We start from the raw sequence: 15916 nt of genomic DNA on the forward strand, positions 1-15916 counted from the left end.
GGAGTAACGTGGTGTGGAGCCGCGTGCGCGTTGCGATCACAGTGCCACCTTCAGGCCGAGCGCATAGGTGCGGCCGTATTCTTCGTTCTGCAGCGTGCGCGAGGGCACGCCCTGGTACAGCTCCAGCGGTTCGTCCAGCAGGTTCTGCGCCTCCAGATACAGGCTGACATGGCTGTTGAATTGGTAGTTCATGCTGAAATCCAGCTGGGTGTGCGGGGCGACGTAGATATCGTACGCGCGGCTTTGGCCGATGGTGTCCAGGTACTCGCTGCGATACACCGCCGCAACGCGCGCACTGAAACCGTATTTTTCATACCCCAGATGTCCGCTGTAGATGCGCTTGGACGAGCGCGGCAAGGTGAAGTCGTCGCCGGCGCGATCGCTCAGGCCGGGATTGAAATCGCTGTCCAGCACGGTGGCGCTGGCGCCGACCAGCAGGCCATTCCAGCCCTCGGGCAGGAAGTCCAGCGCCTGCTGCCAATTGAATTCGGCGCCGCGCACCTTTGCGGTGTCGCCGTTGATCGAGCGCGTCACCTGCAGGTTGGGGAACTCGGCATCGTTGGTGCTGATGGTCTGCACGATGTAGTCGTCGATCGACTTGTTGAACACGCCCAGCGAGATCAGGCCGGTGCTGCCGATGTATTTTTCGAACGACAGATCCAGATTCTTTGAGCGATACGGATTGAGATCGGGATTGCCCAGGCTCACCTCTTCGTCGCCGCGATTGATGCTCACGCGCGGGGAGACGTCGCCGAACGCAGGCCGCGACAAGGTCTTGTTGGCCGCGAACCGCAGCACCCAGTCGTTGCCGGTGTCGTAGCGCAGATGCAGGCCCGGCAGCACATTGGTGTAGCTGCTGGAGGCTTCGCGCGGCGTCACCGTGGCGGAGCGGCCGTTCTCGGCCACGTCGACCTGGTTGCCGGTGGCGTCGAACTGGGTGTTCTCCACCCGCACGCCGGCGATCATGCGCAGCGCACCGATGTCCCAGGTGCCCATCGCGTACGTCGCAAACACGTCTTCGGTGGCCCTGTAGTCGTCCTGCAGCGAGACCTGCAGATTGCTGCCCACGTCCTGCGGACGTGCGCTGTACAGAGTGCCGGAGGTATTCCAGTAACGGCGCATGCCGTCCGAGCCGATGCTTTCGCCCAGCGTGCCGCCGCGATGTTCCGGTGCGGCGGTGGTCCAGTCGCTCAGATCGATCGCCGGGCCACGACGCAGCTCGTTTTCGTCCACGTTGACATCGCGCTCGCGCCAGCGGCCGAGCACGCCCATCTTCAGGCTGGAATGCTCGCCATCGAAGCGCACGTTGACCTGCGCGCTGCGCTCGCTGTCGTCCACCCGCTTGGGCGCCAGCACGAAGCGGTCGAACACGAAGTCGTCGTTGCGCTGCCAGCCGTTGTCGGAGAAGCCCAGGCGCGGAATGCCGCTGTTCTGATCGACCGTGGCCGACAGATCGTCGCCGGCGTAGTTGAAGCGCGCTTCCATCTCATCGTTCACGCGCTCGGTGGTCTTGGTGTAGCCCAGCTTGTAATCCACCGTGGCCGCGCTCAGACGGTTTTCACCGCCCACGCTCAAGGCCATGGTGTCTTCCTTCTTGGTGCGGTAGCGCACGCGCTTGGAAATGGAATCGGCAGGCAGGTCGGCCACGTCGTAGGTGCCATCGCCATTGGCGCTGACCTGCCCATCGGCCAGGCCGAAGATGGTGCGCTGGCGCGTTTCGGCATCGTCGAAGCGGCTGTAGAGCGTACGCAGGTAGTAGCGGTTGTCGGCGTCCGGGCGCCAGTCCAGGTTGAGGTTGGCGCCCATGCGGGTACGCTCGATGAAGTACTTGCGGCGCTGCACTTCACCGGCGAACAGATCGTCGGCCGCACCGCCGTCGAAGCTGTCGTAGGCCACTTCGGTGTTGTCCGATTCGAATTCGCGGTCCTGGTAGTTCACGCCGACCGCCACACCGAAGGTGCCGTCGAAGATGTCGCTGTAGTTGAACGCGCCCTTGGGGCTGGTCTTGCCCGACAACGACTGGTGGCTGCCTTCGATCGAGCCGCGCAGCGTGCGGCCATCGCGATCGAAGGCAGAGGTGGACTCGACCTGGATCGCACCGCCGATGGAATCGCCCGGCATGTCCGGGGTCGGCGACTTGACCACTTTCAGGCGCTCGGTCGAATCGGAGGGAATCACGTCCAGCGGCGCCGAGCGCGTGCCGTCTTCCGGCGTGCCCATGGTCATGCCGTCGATGGTGACGCTGTTGAGCGCCGAATCCAGGCCGCGGATGACCACGAAGCGCCCTTCGCCCTGGTCGCGGGTGACGCTGACGCCGGGCAGGCGCTGCAAGGATTCTGCAACATTCTTGTCGGGATACCGGCCCAGCGCATCGGAGGCGACCGCATCCTGGATCGCATCGGAACCCCGCTTGAGATCGACCGCGCGCACCTGCGATTCCACCTGCGGGCGCACTTCCAGCCGCTCCAGGTCGATGGCTGCCGCACCGGAGGCGCCGGTTGCCGCTGCCGCACCCTCGGCCGCCTGCGCAAGCGGGCTCCACGTGGCCGCCGCCAACGTCAGCGTGATCGCCAGGCACAGCGGAGTCTTGTTCAACACGGGTGCTTCCCCAATCGGTTAAGAATGGGTGGGCACACTATGTCTACGACGTTTCACTGACATGACATCTGCAAGCACGATCACGCCCAATGTGTGGCGACGCTGCCGCTGGCTGCGGCACACTGTGGGTCTTTCCCGCCTGTCGCTGCCCATGAAAATCGTCGAAGTCCGTCACCCCCTCGTCCAGCACAAGATCGGCCTGCTGCGCGATGCCGCCTTGAGCACCAAGGGCTTCCGCGAACTGGTCACCGAGCTGGGCACACTGCTGGCCTACGAGGCCACCGCCAATCTGGACACCGAATCGCACGTGCAACCCGGCTGGGCCGGCCCGGTGACCGTGCAGCGGATTGCCGGCGCGAAAATCACCCTGGTACCGATCCTGCGCGCAGGCCTGGGCATGCTGCCCGGCGTGCTGGCGCTGATCCCGGCCGCGCGTGTGAGCGTGGTCGGCCTGCAGCGCGACGAAGAAACCCTGCAGCCGGTGCCCTACTTCGAACGCCTCACCGGCCGCCTGGAAGAACGCGACGCACTGATCCTGGACCCGATGCTGGCCACCGGCGGCACGCTGATCGCCACCATCGACATGCTCAAGCGCGCCGGCGCGCGGCGGATCAAGGGCATCTTTTTAGTGGCCGCACCGGAAGGCTTGAAAGCCTTGGAAGCCGTGCACCCGGACGTGGAGGTCTACACCGCCGCGATCGACGACCACCTCAACGACAAGGGCTACATCCTGCCCGGCCTGGGCGATGCCGGCGACCGGATCTTCGGCACGCGGGTGGAGTGAGTGTCTGAAGCGACCAAATCAAAAAGCTGATGCGCGCTGGACGATTGCCGATCACGCTGGAGCAGCGCTGGTGAGGTAATCGGCGGATTGAAGCCCCTCTCCCCACGGGAGAAGGGTTGGGGTGAGGGTACGGTGTGTCGGTGTTGCTGCCGCTGCCGCACCCTCACCCGGCGCTGCGCGCCACCTTCTCCCGATGGGAGAAGGGAAATCGCGCTGCCGCCTGGAGCCCGCCGCCTCAGCGCGTGGACGCCTCGATCGCCGCGCTCACATACACCAGCGGTGCGTTCCAGTTGATCGCCACTTCATTGCTGGCATAGCTGCAGGCGTTATCCAGATACGACAAGGCCGGCAGTTTTGAGGGATACGCCACCTTGCAGTCCTTGGCGTCCTGCTGGCCCGGTTGCGGGCCGCCGGCCAGCCATCCCGGTACCGGCGCGTCGATGCCGTCGGCTTCGGAGGGGCGATGGTGGATATGCAGCGGGCTGCGCAGCCCGACCCCGGTGACGAATGACAGCCCCAACGGATTGCGCCCCAGGATGTAATCCAGCTGCGACTGCGCGGCGTCCAGATACGGCCGCTGCCCGGTCAGCCGATAGCCCTGCATCAACATCATTGCGCGGTTGAGCACCACCGCATTGCTGCCCCACACAAAATCGGTGTCGGTCATCGCCAGACGCCAGGGCGAGGCCTGCCACTGTTCGGCAAGCCGCTGTGCCAGACCGGTGATCTCATGGGCGATACGTGCGCGATCGGCATGCGGAGTGAGCCGGTCGCGATGTTCGGCCAGCGACATCCAGGCCAGGCCGCCGACGTTGCTCCAGCCCGGCACGCTGGCCGGCACGTTGCGCGCCATCATTGCGTCATAGAAGCCATCCTCGCGCGTGCTCACATACAGCTCGGCCGCGGCCCAGGCGAATTCGTCGTCCACCTGCGCGTCGTCGTAGCCGCCGGTACGCACATCGTCGGGCTGGCGGTAGATGACATCCGGATGCTGCTGCGCCCACGCCCAGGCGCTGCGCGCGGCCTTCAACATGCGTGCCGACGCGCCCGGATACTGCGTGTCGAACGGCGCATACACGCGGCTGGCGCCAGCCATCACCGCGGCAAAATCCAGCGTGGCGGCAGTGGCCTTCATCACCACGTAGCGCTGCTGCCTGGCCTGGTCCGGCATCACCAGCCCATCGAACTGCTTGTCGGTGAGCTTGTGGTACACGCCGCCATCGGCCGGGTCCTGCATGGCCAGCATCCATTCCAGGTTCCACCAGGTCTCCTGCAGGATGCCGGGCACGCCGGGGGCGTCGTCGGGGATGGTCAGCGGCTGCGCCTTGAACAGCGCCGGATACTGCGCGTAGGCGGCCAGCAAGGTGTAGGTGCTGATGCCGGAATTGACGATGTACTTGTTGTAGTCACCGGCGTCGTACCAGCCCTTGGGCGCACGGATCACGCTGTCGGCCGGGCGCGTGGCAGACGCAGCAGAAGGATGGATGCGCACATCGGTGTCCGGATGCCCGGCCGCACGTGCATAGCGCCCGGCGAACTGCGCCGGCAGCGCGGTGCTGGCGCGATTGAAGTAGAACGCCTTGAGCGAGGCATCCACGACGGGCTGGTAGGCACCGGCCGCAATCGGGAATGGATCCGACGCCGGCAAACCGGCGATCTTCACCCGATACGTCCCTGGGGCGCGCAGCGCGGAAAAGTCGGCCACGCGTGCCTGTTGCCCCGCTGGTGCCCAGGTGGCCACCGGCGACAAGCGGCCCTCCAGCACGCGGCGGCCGTTGGCATCCTCGACCGTGAAGCGGTCTGCCGCAGCCGCAGCGGACGGCGGCAAGCCGACCACCGCCAGCTTGGCCGAGCCCGGCAGATAACCGAGTTGGTTGACGTGGATCGCGGCGCCGGCAGCCGCCGCGCTGCCGGGAGTGCCGGCAGTGCCGGTCGTATCGGCCGCGCAGGCGGCGATGGGCGATGCGATCACCACGGCGGTGAGCAGGGTCTGCAAAATGGTCATGCCACGATGGTCGCCAAATCGACGCACAGCGACAAGTCCAATCCCGACATAGGACACGGCAGCAAACCGTATTGCTGCTGGCAGGAAGTGACCTTCCGGCCCCCACTCAGGCCGGTGCAGGCGTGCTGCACATAGTTGCCGAGACAGGGACACGGTTCGCCACGCCGCGTGTTCGGCACTTGTGCCGCCTGCGCCGAACCGACAGGCCAGGCCCGCGCCTCAGTGCACGCCGGTTCTCATCGTTCGCAGTGTGACGCCTGCCCCGACGCACGGAGCAGGCATGCGGCACTCACCGTGCAGGTGTCGCCAGCTGAACCTGCGCCTTGCCCACCGGGTTGCGCGGGTCGCTACCGCCGGTGAGCACGTTGCTGCGCTTGTCCCACTCCACCGTCTGCAGGTTGCCCCAGACGTGGCTGGAACCGCGGCCGCCCTCGGCGGTGTCGCCAGGCAGCTTGAGCGCATGTCCCATCGCCTGCAGCGCCTTGGCGGTCTGTGGCGAGAACGCGTTGCTCTCGGCCTCGATCACGTCCGGCAGCCACTGGTGGTGATAGCGCGGCAAGGCGTGCGTCCAGGCCGGCGTCGTAGCCCAGGATGCCGAGCAGCACCATGGTGATGATGCGGCTGCCACCCGGGGTGCCGATCACCGCGACCTTGTTGGCCGATTCCATGAAGGTCGGCGTCATCGAGCTGAGCATGCGCTTGCCCGGCTTGGGGGCGTTGGCCGCGTAGCCCATCACGCCGAAGGCATTGGGCGTGCCCGGCTTGAGCGCGAAGTCGTCCATCTCGTCGTTGAGCAGCACGCCGGTGCCCTTGGGGATCAGCCCCGAGCCGTACAGCAGGTTGACGGTCTGGGTGGCGCCGACGCGGTTGCCTTCGCCATCGATGATGGAAAAGTGCGTGGTCTCGTCGTCTTCCAGCGGGGTCGGATTGCCCGACAGCAGGTCGCTGGGGGTGGCCTTGTCCGGGTTGATCGTGGCGCGCAGGCCTTGCGCGTAATCCTTGCTGGTCAACACGCGCTGCGGCACCGCGACAAAGTCCGGGTCGCCCAGGAAGAAGGTGCGGTCGCGGTAGGCGCGGCGCATCGCTTCCACCACCAGATGGGTGCGGTGCGCATCGTCGAGCGTGTCCAGCTCCCAGCCTTCCAGGATCTGCAGCATGGCGGCGAGTGCGATACCGCCGGAAGACGGCGGCGGCGCGGTGGTGATCTTCCAGCCGCGGTAATCGAACTGGATCGGCGTGCGCTGCTTGACCCGGTACCCGGCCAGCTCGGCGGCCTTCCACTGCCCGCCGGCCTGCTTGACGCCAGCCAGCAGCTTGCTGGCGGTTTCGCCCTTGTAGAAGCCGTCAAAGCCCTTGTCGCCGAGCAGCTTCAAGGTGTGCGCCAATTCGGGCTGCTTGAAGATGTCGCCTTCGGCGATGGGCTTGCCGCCGCGCAGATAGACCTCGCGCGTGCCGGGATAACGCTCCATCACTTCGCGCCGCGAGGCATAGCCCTTGGCCATGCGCGCGTACACCGGAAAACCTTCGGTGGCGATGCGGATCGCCGGTGCCAGCGACTGCTTCAACGGCAGCCGGCCGTGCCGGGTGGCCAGCTCCACCAGCGCTGCAGGCAGCCCGGGAATCCCGGCCGACCAGGGGCCGTTGACCGAGCGGTCGCGGTCCAGCGCGCCCTGCTTGTCGAGGAACTGCGCCTCGCTGGCCGACTCGGGCGCGGTCTCGCGCGCATCCAGCATCACGTCCTTGCCGGTCTTGGCATCGTGCAGCAGGAAGAAGCCGCCGCCGCCCAGGCCCGAGCTGATCGGCTCGACCACCGCCAGCGTGGACGACACCGCGATTGCCGCATCGAACGCATTGCCGCCTTCGCGCAGGATCTGCAGGCCGGCGTCGGTGGCCAGTGCGTGCCCGCTGGCGATCGCCGCACCGGGCGGATGCCCCGCCACCGGCGAGGACGCGGCCGCCGCCGGCCTGGCGCCATCGGCCGACCAGGCCGGCGGTGCCAGTACGAAGGCCAGCAGCAACAGGCCGCGCGAAGGAAAACGTCGGGAAAAGATGCTCACGGGGCGGGAGGCTCCTGTTCGTACAGTTCGGGGTGATCGCGCTGCAGCTGCATGAGCTTGGCGAGCAATTGATCGTGGGTTTCCGGGATGTCCGGATCCGGGTCGATGCATTCGACCGGGCACACCACCACGCATTGCGCCTCGTCGAAATGGCCCACGCACTCGGTGCAACGTGCCGGGTCGATCACGTAGATGGTTTCGCCCATCGAGATGGCCTGGTTCGGGCACGCCGGCTCGCAGACATCGCAGTTGACGCAGAGCTCGTTGATCTTCAGCGACATGGCGGCACCACCATGCGATGCGACGCGGCCCGATACAACGCCAGGCGCTGGAACGCAACGTGCTGCCGGACGCCAACGCGCCCGGCCCGGGGCCAGGCATGGACACCGCCACGCACGTGGTCGGCAACCGGTCCGAGCGGACCGGCCCCGATGCGGTGCGGAATCAGCGGCATGCCGCGATTGCGCAAGGCGGCCGGACGCGCCCTCCCGCGCATCCGGCCCGGTACGGCATTACTTGGCTTCAACGAAGGTGTATTCCACGCCCTTGGGCTGGACGATGGCCTGCACGCGGGCATTCTCGGCGGCATCGCCGATGAACAGCACGCGCACGCCCTTCATCGAATCCGGCTGCACGTCCTTGAACGCGGCGTCGATCAGGTCGGCCATCTTGGTCGAAGCCGACGAACCGAAGGCCAGCATGTTGCCCGGCTGCACGCCGCGCGCCAGTGCGGTCTTGACGCTTTCCAGCTGACGCTCGTAGCTGCCGGCGAATTCAGCATCGGACTCCGGCGGCAAGTAGTACAGGAACGGGCTGTTGGTGGTGGCGCCCAGGTTCTGGCCGACCACTTCCTGCAGGTACTTCTTCCAGCCGGCGTTGTCGTCCTTGGCCGGCGCCTTCAGCGGCGCGGGAGCCGCGGCGGCGGTCGGTGCCGGCTCTTCCTTCTTGCAGGCGGTGACGGCCAGAGCGGCGATCGAAGCGAGCGCCAGCGCGCGCATGGTGTGTTTCATGAAACTCCTCCCTTTGAAAAGCATGTGGTGATGTGACTGCTAGAGAATCAGGCCTGCGCGCGGGCTTGCCGCACCTGCCGCAGGGCTTCGACGACCGAAGCTGGAACGAAACCGGACACATCCCCGCCCAGCCGCGCGATTTCGCGCACCAGCGAGGACGAGATGAAGCTGTACTGCTCGGCCGGGGTGAGGAACAGCGTTTCCACCTCCGGGATCAGATGGCGGTTCATGCTGGCCATCTGGAATTCGTATTCGAAGTCGGACACCGCGCGCAGGCCGCGCAGCAGCACGCCGGCACCCATGTCGCGCACGAAGTGGGCCAGCAGCGTGTCGAAGCCGCGCACTTCCACGTTGGCATGCGCGGCCAGTGCTTCCTGGGCCAGCTCGACGCGGCGTTCCAGCGGCAGGGCCGGGCCCTTGGAGGGGCTGTAGGCCACGCCGACCACCACGCGCTCGAACAACGGCGCGGCGCGGTTCACCAGATCGATATGCCCGTTGGTGATCGGGTCGAAGGTACCGGGATAGACGGCGGTGCGGCTATTGGCCACGCTCATACGGAAACTACCGGGGTCGGATCGCCGTTCAGTGTAGCAGCGGCCCGGCGGTACAGCGCATAGCGCACCTGCTGGGTGGCGCCTTCGCGGTGCAGGTGCCAGCCGGCCGGCACCTGCGGCGGCAGCTCGGCCGGGGCTTCCAGATACAGCCAGGCATCGGCGGTCAGGTGCGCAGGCAGGCGTTCCAGCACGCTGGGCCACAGGCCGGCAGCAAACGGCGGATCGACGAACACGATGCTGGCCTGCGCCACCGGCGAGCGCTCCAGCCAGCGCAACGCGTCGTCCTGCAGCACCTGCACCTGGTCGTCCGCGTCCAGCCGGGTCACGTGCTGGCGCAAGCGCTGCGCCAGGCCGGGGTCGCGCTCGACCAGCGTCGCATGCGCCGCACCCCGCGACACCGCTTCCAGGCCCAGCGCGCCCGAGCCGGCGAACAGGTCCAGCACGCGCGCGCCGGGCAGGCGCGGCATCAGCCAGTTGAACACCGTCTCGCGGACGCGGTCGCTGCTCGGGCGCAGGCCGGGCAGGTCCGGCACCGACAATTTGGTGTTGCGCCAGCGCCCACCGACGATGCGCACCTGCCCTTCCGCGCCGCGTGGCGCCGGCCGTGCGGGGCGGCTCATCGCCACGCGCCGAGGGCGGGCGAACGGAGGCGGGACAGCGGCGGCACGGATGGCGACATGGCTCAGGGCAGGACGGTTGGGCGGCCATGATACCGCCGCGATTGCCGCAACCGCCCTCCCCCGACCGGCATCGACGCAGGCGATCTGGCGCACGCTCGCCTTGAAAAATCCCCACACGGCCTCATCCCCCAGGCCATCGGCCGCGTTGCGGCCTGGGCCACCATGGAGCACGACCCCAATGACCGTTGAAACCGACAAGCAGACGCTTGGCTTCCAGACCGAGGTCAAGCAGCTGCTGCAGCTGATGATCCATTCGTTGTATTCGAACAAGGAAATCTTCCTGCGCGAGCTGGTCTCCAATGCCGCCGACGCCGCCGACAAGCTGCGTTTCGAGGCACTGGTGAAGCCGGAGCTGCTGGAAGGCGGCGGCGAGCTGCGCATCCGCGTGGATTACGACAAGGACGCGCGCACCGTCACCATCGACGACAACGGCATCGGCATGAGCCGCGAGGACGCGGTCTCGCATCTGGGCACGATCGCCAAGTCCGGCACCGCCGACTTCCTCAAGCATCTGAGCGGCGACCAGAAGAAGGACGCCAACCTGATCGGCCAGTTCGGCGTGGGCTTCTACAGCGCCTTCATCGTCGCCGACCAGGTCGATGTCTACTCGCGTCGCGCCGGCCTGCCGGCCAACGAGGGCGTGCACTGGTCCTCGCGTGGCGAGGGCGAGTTCGAAGTGGCCAGCGTCGACAAGCCCGAGCGCGGCACCCGCATCGTGCTGCACCTGAAGGACGGCGAGGACAGCTTTGCCGACGGCTGGACGCTGCGCGGCATCCTCAAGAAGTATTCCGACCATATCGGCCTGCCGATCGAGATGCGCAAGGAACACCACGGCGAAGCAGCCGACGCGCCGGCCGAGCCCGAATGGGAAGCGGTCAACCGCGCCAGCGCGCTGTGGACGCGACCCAAGTCCGAGATCAAGGACGCCGAGTACCAGGAGTTCTACAAGCACGTCGCCCACGATGCCGGCAACCCGCTGGCGTGGAGCCACAACAAGGTCGAAGGCAAGCTGGAGTACACCTCGCTGCTGTTCGTGCCCGGCCGCGCCCCGTTCGACCTGTATCACCGCGATTCGGCCAAGGGCTTGAAGCTGTACGTGCAGCGCGTCTTCATCATGGACCAGGCCGAGCAGTTCCTGCCGCTGTACCTGCGTTTCATCAAGGGCGTGGTGGATTCGTCCGACCTGTCGCTCAACGTGTCGCGCGAGATCCTGCAATCCGGCCCGGTCGTGGATTCGATGAAGTCCGCGCTGACCAAGCGCTCGCTGGACATGCTGGAGAAACTGGCCAAGGACAAGCCGGACGACTATGCGACGTTCTGGCGCAACTTCGGCCAGGCGTTGAAGGAAGGCCCGGCCGAAGATTATGCCAACCGCGAAAAGATCGCCGGCCTGCTGCGCTTTTCCTCCACGCATGACACCACTGGCGCGCAGAGCGTGGGCCTGGCCGATTACGTGAGCCGCCTGGCCGAGGGCCAGGACAAGCTGTACTACCTCACCGGCGAAAGCTACGCGCAGATCAAGGACAGCCCGCATCTGGAGGTGTTCCGCAAGAAGGGCATCGAAGTGCTGCTGCTCACCGACCGCATCGACGAATGGTTGATGAGCTACCTCACCGAATTCGACGGCAAGTCGTTCGTGGACGTGGCACGCGGTGACCTGGACCTGGGCAAGTTGGATTCGGAAGAAGACAAGAAGGCGCAGGAAGAAGTCGCCAAGTCCAAGGAAGGCCTGGCCTCGCGCATCAAGGCCGCCCTGGGCGACGACGTGGCCGAAGTGCGCGTCTCGCACCGCCTGACCGATTCCCCGGCGATCCTGGCCATCGGCCAGGGCGACCTGGGCCTGCAGATGCGTCAGCTGCTGGAAGCCAGCGGCCAGGCCGTGCCGGAAACCAAGCCGGTATTCGAATTCAACCCGGCCCACCCGCTGATCGAAAAGCTGGATGCGGAAGCCGACATGGATCGCTTCGGCGATCTGAGCCGGGTGCTGTTCGACCAGGCCGCGCTGGCAGCGGGCGATAGCCTCAAGGACCCGGCTGGCTATGTGAAGCGGTTGAACAAGTTGTTGCTGGAGTTGTCGGCCTGAGAGCTGCGATGGCGTAGCTGAAAATACAACGGCCAGCGCAGGTACTGGCCGTTGTATTGAATCTGCCAGCTGTTCGAGTCATTGTCTCTGCACCGCTTCGACCAGATGCCTCGGTAATGCTTGACCGCAGACAAAGTCTCCTGTCCATTCAGCGCAGTTCGTGAGACTTGAAAGATGCTTCAAGCATTGCTGACAAAAAATCCATCGATTTATCCTGTTGGGGCGCGGTTTCTGACGCGTAGCCGAAGCTAGCGTGGCGAAGGACCTGCCGGCGCCATGGCTTCAGCGAAGCCTCGCGCTATCTGTAGCACAACGAATTGGTTGAAATGCGCGTACCCGATGCCAGGCGGCTCAGCGCAGAGATGCGAGGGAATGCAGGTTTTTGACGTCGAGGACGGGTACCGAAGTGGCCTGCATGGAACGCCCCTAGACTAGAACGACCGCATTATTTCCTGAACTCAATCCGTTCCGGCACCTGGTTGTTGTTGGCAACCAATACGCCGGATTCCAATATTCTTTCAAAATTCCGCTCATTCCTTGCAAAGCAGGGTTGGCTCCGCGTTTCAAAAGACATCCCAAAGCTACGCAAACCACAGACTTCCTTTGCTTTTGCGGAGATGCAGGATCGTATAAATTCACCAGGAGCAAGGTTTTCGACCAGGCAACGCCATGATCAGTGGTAGAGCATCCATGAAACCACGAGCGGCATCTTTAGTTTTTATCGCCATGGGCTTAGCAGCAGGGACTGTGACTGCCTCAAACTTGGCGAGTGAGTCTCGTGAGGTCGCAGTCCATCTAACTGACAAACCGTCATCAGCTGAGGTCGCGCAGCAATTAATTGCGCTTGTCGAAGAAGATCAGCGTGATCGCAAGCAGGCCATGACCCCCGGATTCGATGACGCCCGACTTGCAGAGGCAGACCGGCGCCGGGAGGCAGCCTGGCTTGAGATCACCTCGGGGAGGCTACTGGGCCTGAGCGAAGTGGGTGAAGCTGCGGTGTCCGCGCAATTTCTCATCCTCCAACACTCTGACAACCGCACGCTCCACGCGGACATGACCCAACAGCTGCAAGAGCTGGTTGAGAAGGGTGAATTTCCCAAGGATGCCTTCGCCACATTCATTGATCGCCAGCTGGTCTACGCCGGGAAGCCTCAACGTTTTGGCACCCAAGCAAATGAATCTTTTGAGCTGTATCCCATTGAGGACGAAAGCAATGTAGACAAGCGGCGGGAATCCATGGGATTGCCGCCCATATCGGAGTTGCGCGCAAAGCTACGGCACGTCAAGAAGGCCGTGGCATCCGGTAAGGGACTGGGTGAATAGCCTTGTGTCATGAAGCATGCATCGGATCACCGCGATGCTTCGAGGCCATGCTGCGCCTGCCATACAGCCTCACCGACCGAGGCCGCGTAGAAGCCCCCATGGTGCGGCGAGCCAGCGGCAAACGAACGATCAAAGTTGCAAGCTGCAGATCACTGCGCGCGGGCGAGCTGGTGATGACGGTGGCGCGCAATGCTGGACAGTGAGGTGCTGAACTACAGGCTTGGCGCGACTGAAATGACTCTGCGCTAGGCCCGTACCCCTACCCCTCTCCCGGGGGAGAGTGGCTTTTATCTTCTGCGCAGGCTGCTCTTAATGCTTCGCTCCTTGCGTGCTCGGGATCGCTGTGTGATGTGCCATCTACACCTGACGCAGCGCGTAGGTAAGCAGAGCAATATGGCGGTCCATGCGTTGATCACGCCGACTCCAGCACCCAACACCCAAACGCCGGCCCGGCCGAGTAGCCGGTCTCCGGTTCGATGCGGATCTGCAGCGTGTCGCGTCCGGCGACCGATGCAGGCAAGGCGTAATCCACATCGACGAAGTCCAGGCCGCGGTTGCCATCTAGGCGTTCGTTGGCGATGAGTTCGCCGTCGGCGAGGATGCGGAAGCGGCGGCGGGTTTCGTCGCCCCAGTAGCGCAGGCGCAGGATGCGGGCCCGGGCGGTGTTGCGCAGGGTGAAGGCGATGAAGCCGCCGGTGCGGGCGTCGCGGCCGGCGCGGCGGCGGTAGCTCAGTGCGTAGGAGCTTTCGCTGTGCAGGCCGTGGGCTTTTTCGGATGCTTCATCGCCCAGGGCGATGCGGTCCAGTGCGCGCGCGTCCAGCGCCCGTTGCTTCGCGTCTACTGCGGTCTGCTCGGCTTGATGCTGCTGCCATGCGGCGGCATCGCGATGCTCCAGGTAGGGCGCACTGCGGCGATCGAACTGGGCGTAGAACGGCGACAAGCGCCACTGCTGATCGCCGTCGCGGTAGTCGAACGCGGCCTGGCCTGCCACCGGCTGCAGGCGCTGCAACACCTCTTCGCCGCCGATCAGTGCCGGGGCCTTGCCCGACCAGGGTTTTGCCGCATCGCCCAGGTCGGCCGCCAGCACCAGCGGCCCGCGCAGCAGCGAGACCCAGGCCGGGTCGTCGGCTGTGGCTTCCAGGCGCAGCGGCATCTGCAACGACAGGGTGAGCGTGTCGCCAGCGCGCCAGCGGCGGGTGATGCGCAGGTAGCCCTCGCTGACGGCGGCATCGACCGGCTGGCCGTTGAGCTGCAGCAGCGGCGACTGCGCCCAGGCGGGTACACGCAGTGCGAGCGTACGTTGCTCGGCCGGCGCGGCGTCGATGCGTAGCGAGGCGCTGCCCTGCTCCGGCATCGTGCTGTGCAGGGTCATGCCCAGCCCGGCGGCATCGCGCACGCTGGAGGGCACATACAGGTTGACGTAAACGCCCTGCCCGTCCTGCCAGTAGATCGAATCGCCGAACTGGGCATGCGCTTCCATGCCGCTGCCGACGCAACACCAGAAATCGTCGAACGGCGACGACCACCCACGTGCTTCGCCGGCCAGCATCGGTGTCATGTAGGTGAACATGCCGGTGCGCGGATGCTGCTGCGCCATCACGTGGTTGAGCAGCGTGCGCTCGTAGTAGTCGAAGAACTCGGCCTGCGGGCCCCACTGGTACAGGTGCCGGGTGAGCTTGAGCATGTTGTAGCTGGCGCAGTGCTCGCAGGTCTGCTCGGTGAGAAACTTCGAGATGCTGTCCGGCTGCTGGAAATACTCACGGTCGCCGTTGCCGCCGATCACGTAGGTATGGTGGTCGGTGACGGTGTGCCAGAAGAAGCGCGCCGCCGCGCCCGAGGCGGCATCGCCGGTGACTTCGTACTCGCGCGCCAGGCCGATCAGCTTGGGGATGTTGGTGTTGGAATGCTGGTGCACCAGCTCGTCGCGCTGGGCGATGAGTGGGTCGAGCACGGCGTGATGGTGCAGGCGCTGCGCCAGCGCCAGCCACTGCGCATCGCCGGTACGCACATGCAGCTCGACGAAGGATTCGTTGAGGCCACCGAATTCGCACGACAGCACCTTCTGCAGCTGCGCGTCGTCGAGTGCGGCGAAGACGCCTTGCAGATAGCCGGCCAGGCCCACCGCGACCTGCAGCGCCTGCGCATTGTCGCAATGCGCGTGCACGTCGAGCAGGCCGGCAAACAGCTTGTGCCAGGTGTACAGCGGTGCCCAGCTGCCGTTGAGGTAGAACGGGGCCGGGTCGATCTTGCCGCGCTTGAGCTCATCGAACACCGCGCGGCCGCTTTCGATCTTGCCTGCGGCATTCTTGCGGGTGAAGCCGGCCACGTAACCATCGCCTGCGTGTGCCTGGCACCGCGCCAGCTCGCCCACCAGATAGGCTGCGCGTGCGCGGCATTGCGCATCGCCGGTCTGCGCATGCATCAGTGCCAGCGCGCTGAGGTAGTGGCCCAGCGTATGCCCGGCGATGGTGTCCGCCTCCCAGCCGCCGTAGGCCTTGGCCTTGGGATCGAGCCCTGCGTACAGCACGAAGTTGTGCAGCAGCCGGTCCGGCTGCAGCCGCATCAGATAGCGACGATTGGTCTGCAGCGCGTCCAGGAACAACGACGGCGCGAGCCGCACCTGTGCCAGCGGCACGGCGCGCACGCTGCCGGGTTGCGCGGCACTGGCCTGCGCCGGAAACCTCAGGAAACCAGCCGCAACCGCCAGGCTGCTCCAGGCCAGAAAACGGCGTCGTGACAGGCTCGGCGCGTGGTCGTCGGGCAAGTTGCTTACATGCATATCTGTCATGAGCTCAGCTTAACTCCTGTCGGCGCGCACAGAC

At 65.6% G+C, this 15916-nt stretch carries 10 protein-coding genes and 1 pseudogene; 3 read left to right on the top strand and 8 right to left on the bottom strand.

Going from position 1 to position 15916, the window contains the following annotated elements:
• Window positions 1–36: 36 nt before the first annotated feature.
• Window positions 37–2598 carry a TonB-dependent receptor gene (locus tag EO174_RS15445; RefSeq protein WP_164740228.1) on the bottom strand — a complete coding sequence of 854 codons (2562 nt, stop codon included), beginning with the start codon at window positions 2596–2598 and terminating at the stop codon, window positions 37–39.
• A gap of 151 nt (window positions 2599–2749) precedes the next feature.
• Here EO174_RS15445 and upp point away from each other — a divergent pair, with 151 nt between their 5' ends.
• Entirely contained in the window at window positions 2750–3382 is a 633-nt protein-coding gene (gene upp / locus EO174_RS15450; RefSeq protein ID WP_024940024.1) for a uracil phosphoribosyltransferase, read from the top strand.
• Between the two features lie 235 nt (window positions 3383–3617).
• On the opposite strand, the gene EO174_RS15455 is transcribed toward upp, so the two are convergent.
• The 6 genes and pseudogenes from EO174_RS15455 to rsmD all read right to left on the bottom strand — a co-directional run bounded on the left by EO174_RS15455 (window position 3618) and on the right by rsmD (window position 9694).
• Entirely contained in the window at window positions 3618–5387 is a 1770-nt protein-coding gene (locus tag EO174_RS15455; RefSeq protein ID WP_126945607.1) for a glycoside hydrolase family 9 protein, read from the bottom strand.
• A 289-nt stretch (window positions 5388–5676) separates the two neighbouring features.
• Window positions 5677–7444: pseudogene (gene ggt, locus EO174_RS15460) on the bottom strand (gamma-glutamyltransferase).
• Window positions 7441–7725, bottom strand: a complete 285-nt coding sequence (locus tag EO174_RS15465) for a YfhL family 4Fe-4S dicluster ferredoxin (RefSeq protein WP_029220241.1) — start codon at window positions 7723–7725, stop codon at window positions 7441–7443. The pseudogene ggt and the gene EO174_RS15465 overlap by 4 nt, the downstream one beginning before the upstream one ends.
• Before the next feature lie 231 nt (window positions 7726–7956).
• Window positions 7957–8454 (bottom strand): hypothetical protein, encoded by a 498-nt coding sequence (locus EO174_RS15475; RefSeq protein ID WP_164739854.1) that lies wholly within the window; start codon window positions 8452–8454, stop codon window positions 7957–7959.
• A gap of 47 nt (window positions 8455–8501) precedes the next feature.
• Window positions 8502–9008 (bottom strand): pantetheine-phosphate adenylyltransferase, encoded by a 507-nt coding sequence (gene coaD, locus EO174_RS15480; protein ID WP_104582103.1) that lies wholly within the window; start codon window positions 9006–9008, stop codon window positions 8502–8504.
• Complete coding sequence (gene rsmD, locus EO174_RS15485; protein ID WP_206515076.1) at window positions 9005–9694, bottom strand: 16S rRNA (guanine(966)-N(2))-methyltransferase RsmD; 690 nt, start codon at window positions 9692–9694, stop codon at window positions 9005–9007. Before rsmD ends, coaD begins: the two co-directional genes overlap by 4 nt.
• A gap of 172 nt (window positions 9695–9866) precedes the next feature.
• On the opposite strand from rsmD, the gene htpG reads away from it, so the two are divergent.
• Together htpG and EO174_RS23255 are read left to right on the top strand one after the other, a co-directional pair.
• Window positions 9867–11771 carry a molecular chaperone HtpG gene (gene htpG, locus EO174_RS15490; RefSeq protein WP_126945616.1) on the top strand — a complete coding sequence of 635 codons (1905 nt, stop codon included), beginning with the start codon at window positions 9867–9869 and terminating at the stop codon, window positions 11769–11771.
• 690 nt (window positions 11772–12461) lie between these two features.
• A complete protein-coding gene (locus tag EO174_RS23255; RefSeq protein WP_241240018.1) occupies window positions 12462–13094 on the top strand; it encodes a DUF6624 domain-containing protein in 633 nt (210 codons plus the stop codon).
• Window positions 13095–13506: 412 nt separating this feature from the next.
• On the opposite strand, the gene EO174_RS15500 is transcribed toward EO174_RS23255, so the two are convergent.
• Window positions 13507–15882 carry a glycoside hydrolase family 127 protein gene (locus tag EO174_RS15500; RefSeq protein ID WP_126945619.1) on the bottom strand — a complete coding sequence of 792 codons (2376 nt, stop codon included), beginning with the start codon at window positions 15880–15882 and terminating at the stop codon, window positions 13507–13509.
• Between the last annotated feature and the right edge of the window lie 34 nt (window positions 15883–15916).

This window comes from Xanthomonas sp. BRIP62418, assembly GCF_003993495.1.
In the GTDB taxonomy this organism is placed as follows: Bacteria; Pseudomonadota; Gammaproteobacteria; order Xanthomonadales; family Xanthomonadaceae; genus Xanthomonas; species Xanthomonas euroxanthea.

Bases quoted from the DNA above. Each gene is read 5' to 3' on its own strand.
- upp (WP_024940024.1), top strand. From the start codon at position 2,750: ATGAAAATCGTCGAAGTCCGTCACCCCCTCGTCCAGCACAAGATCGGC.
- EO174_RS15455 (WP_126945607.1), bottom strand. From the start codon at position 5,387: ATGACCATTTTGCAGACCCTGCTCACCGCCGTGGTGATCGCATCGCCC.
- EO174_RS15465 (WP_029220241.1), bottom strand. From the start codon at position 7,725: ATGTCGCTGAAGATCAACGAGCTCTGCGTCAACTGCGATGTCTGCGAG.
- EO174_RS15475 (WP_164739854.1), bottom strand. From the start codon at position 8,454: ATGAAACACACCATGCGCGCGCTGGCGCTCGCTTCGATCGCCGCTCTG.
- coaD (WP_104582103.1), bottom strand. From the start codon at position 9,008: ATGAGCGTGGCCAATAGCCGCACCGCCGTCTATCCCGGTACCTTCGAC.
- htpG (WP_126945616.1), top strand. From the start codon at position 9,867: ATGACCGTTGAAACCGACAAGCAGACGCTTGGCTTCCAGACCGAGGTC.
- EO174_RS23255 (WP_241240018.1), top strand. From the start codon at position 12,462: ATGAAACCACGAGCGGCATCTTTAGTTTTTATCGCCATGGGCTTAGCA.
- EO174_RS15500 (WP_126945619.1), bottom strand. From the start codon at position 15,882: ATGACAGATATGCATGTAAGCAACTTGCCCGACGACCACGCGCCGAGC.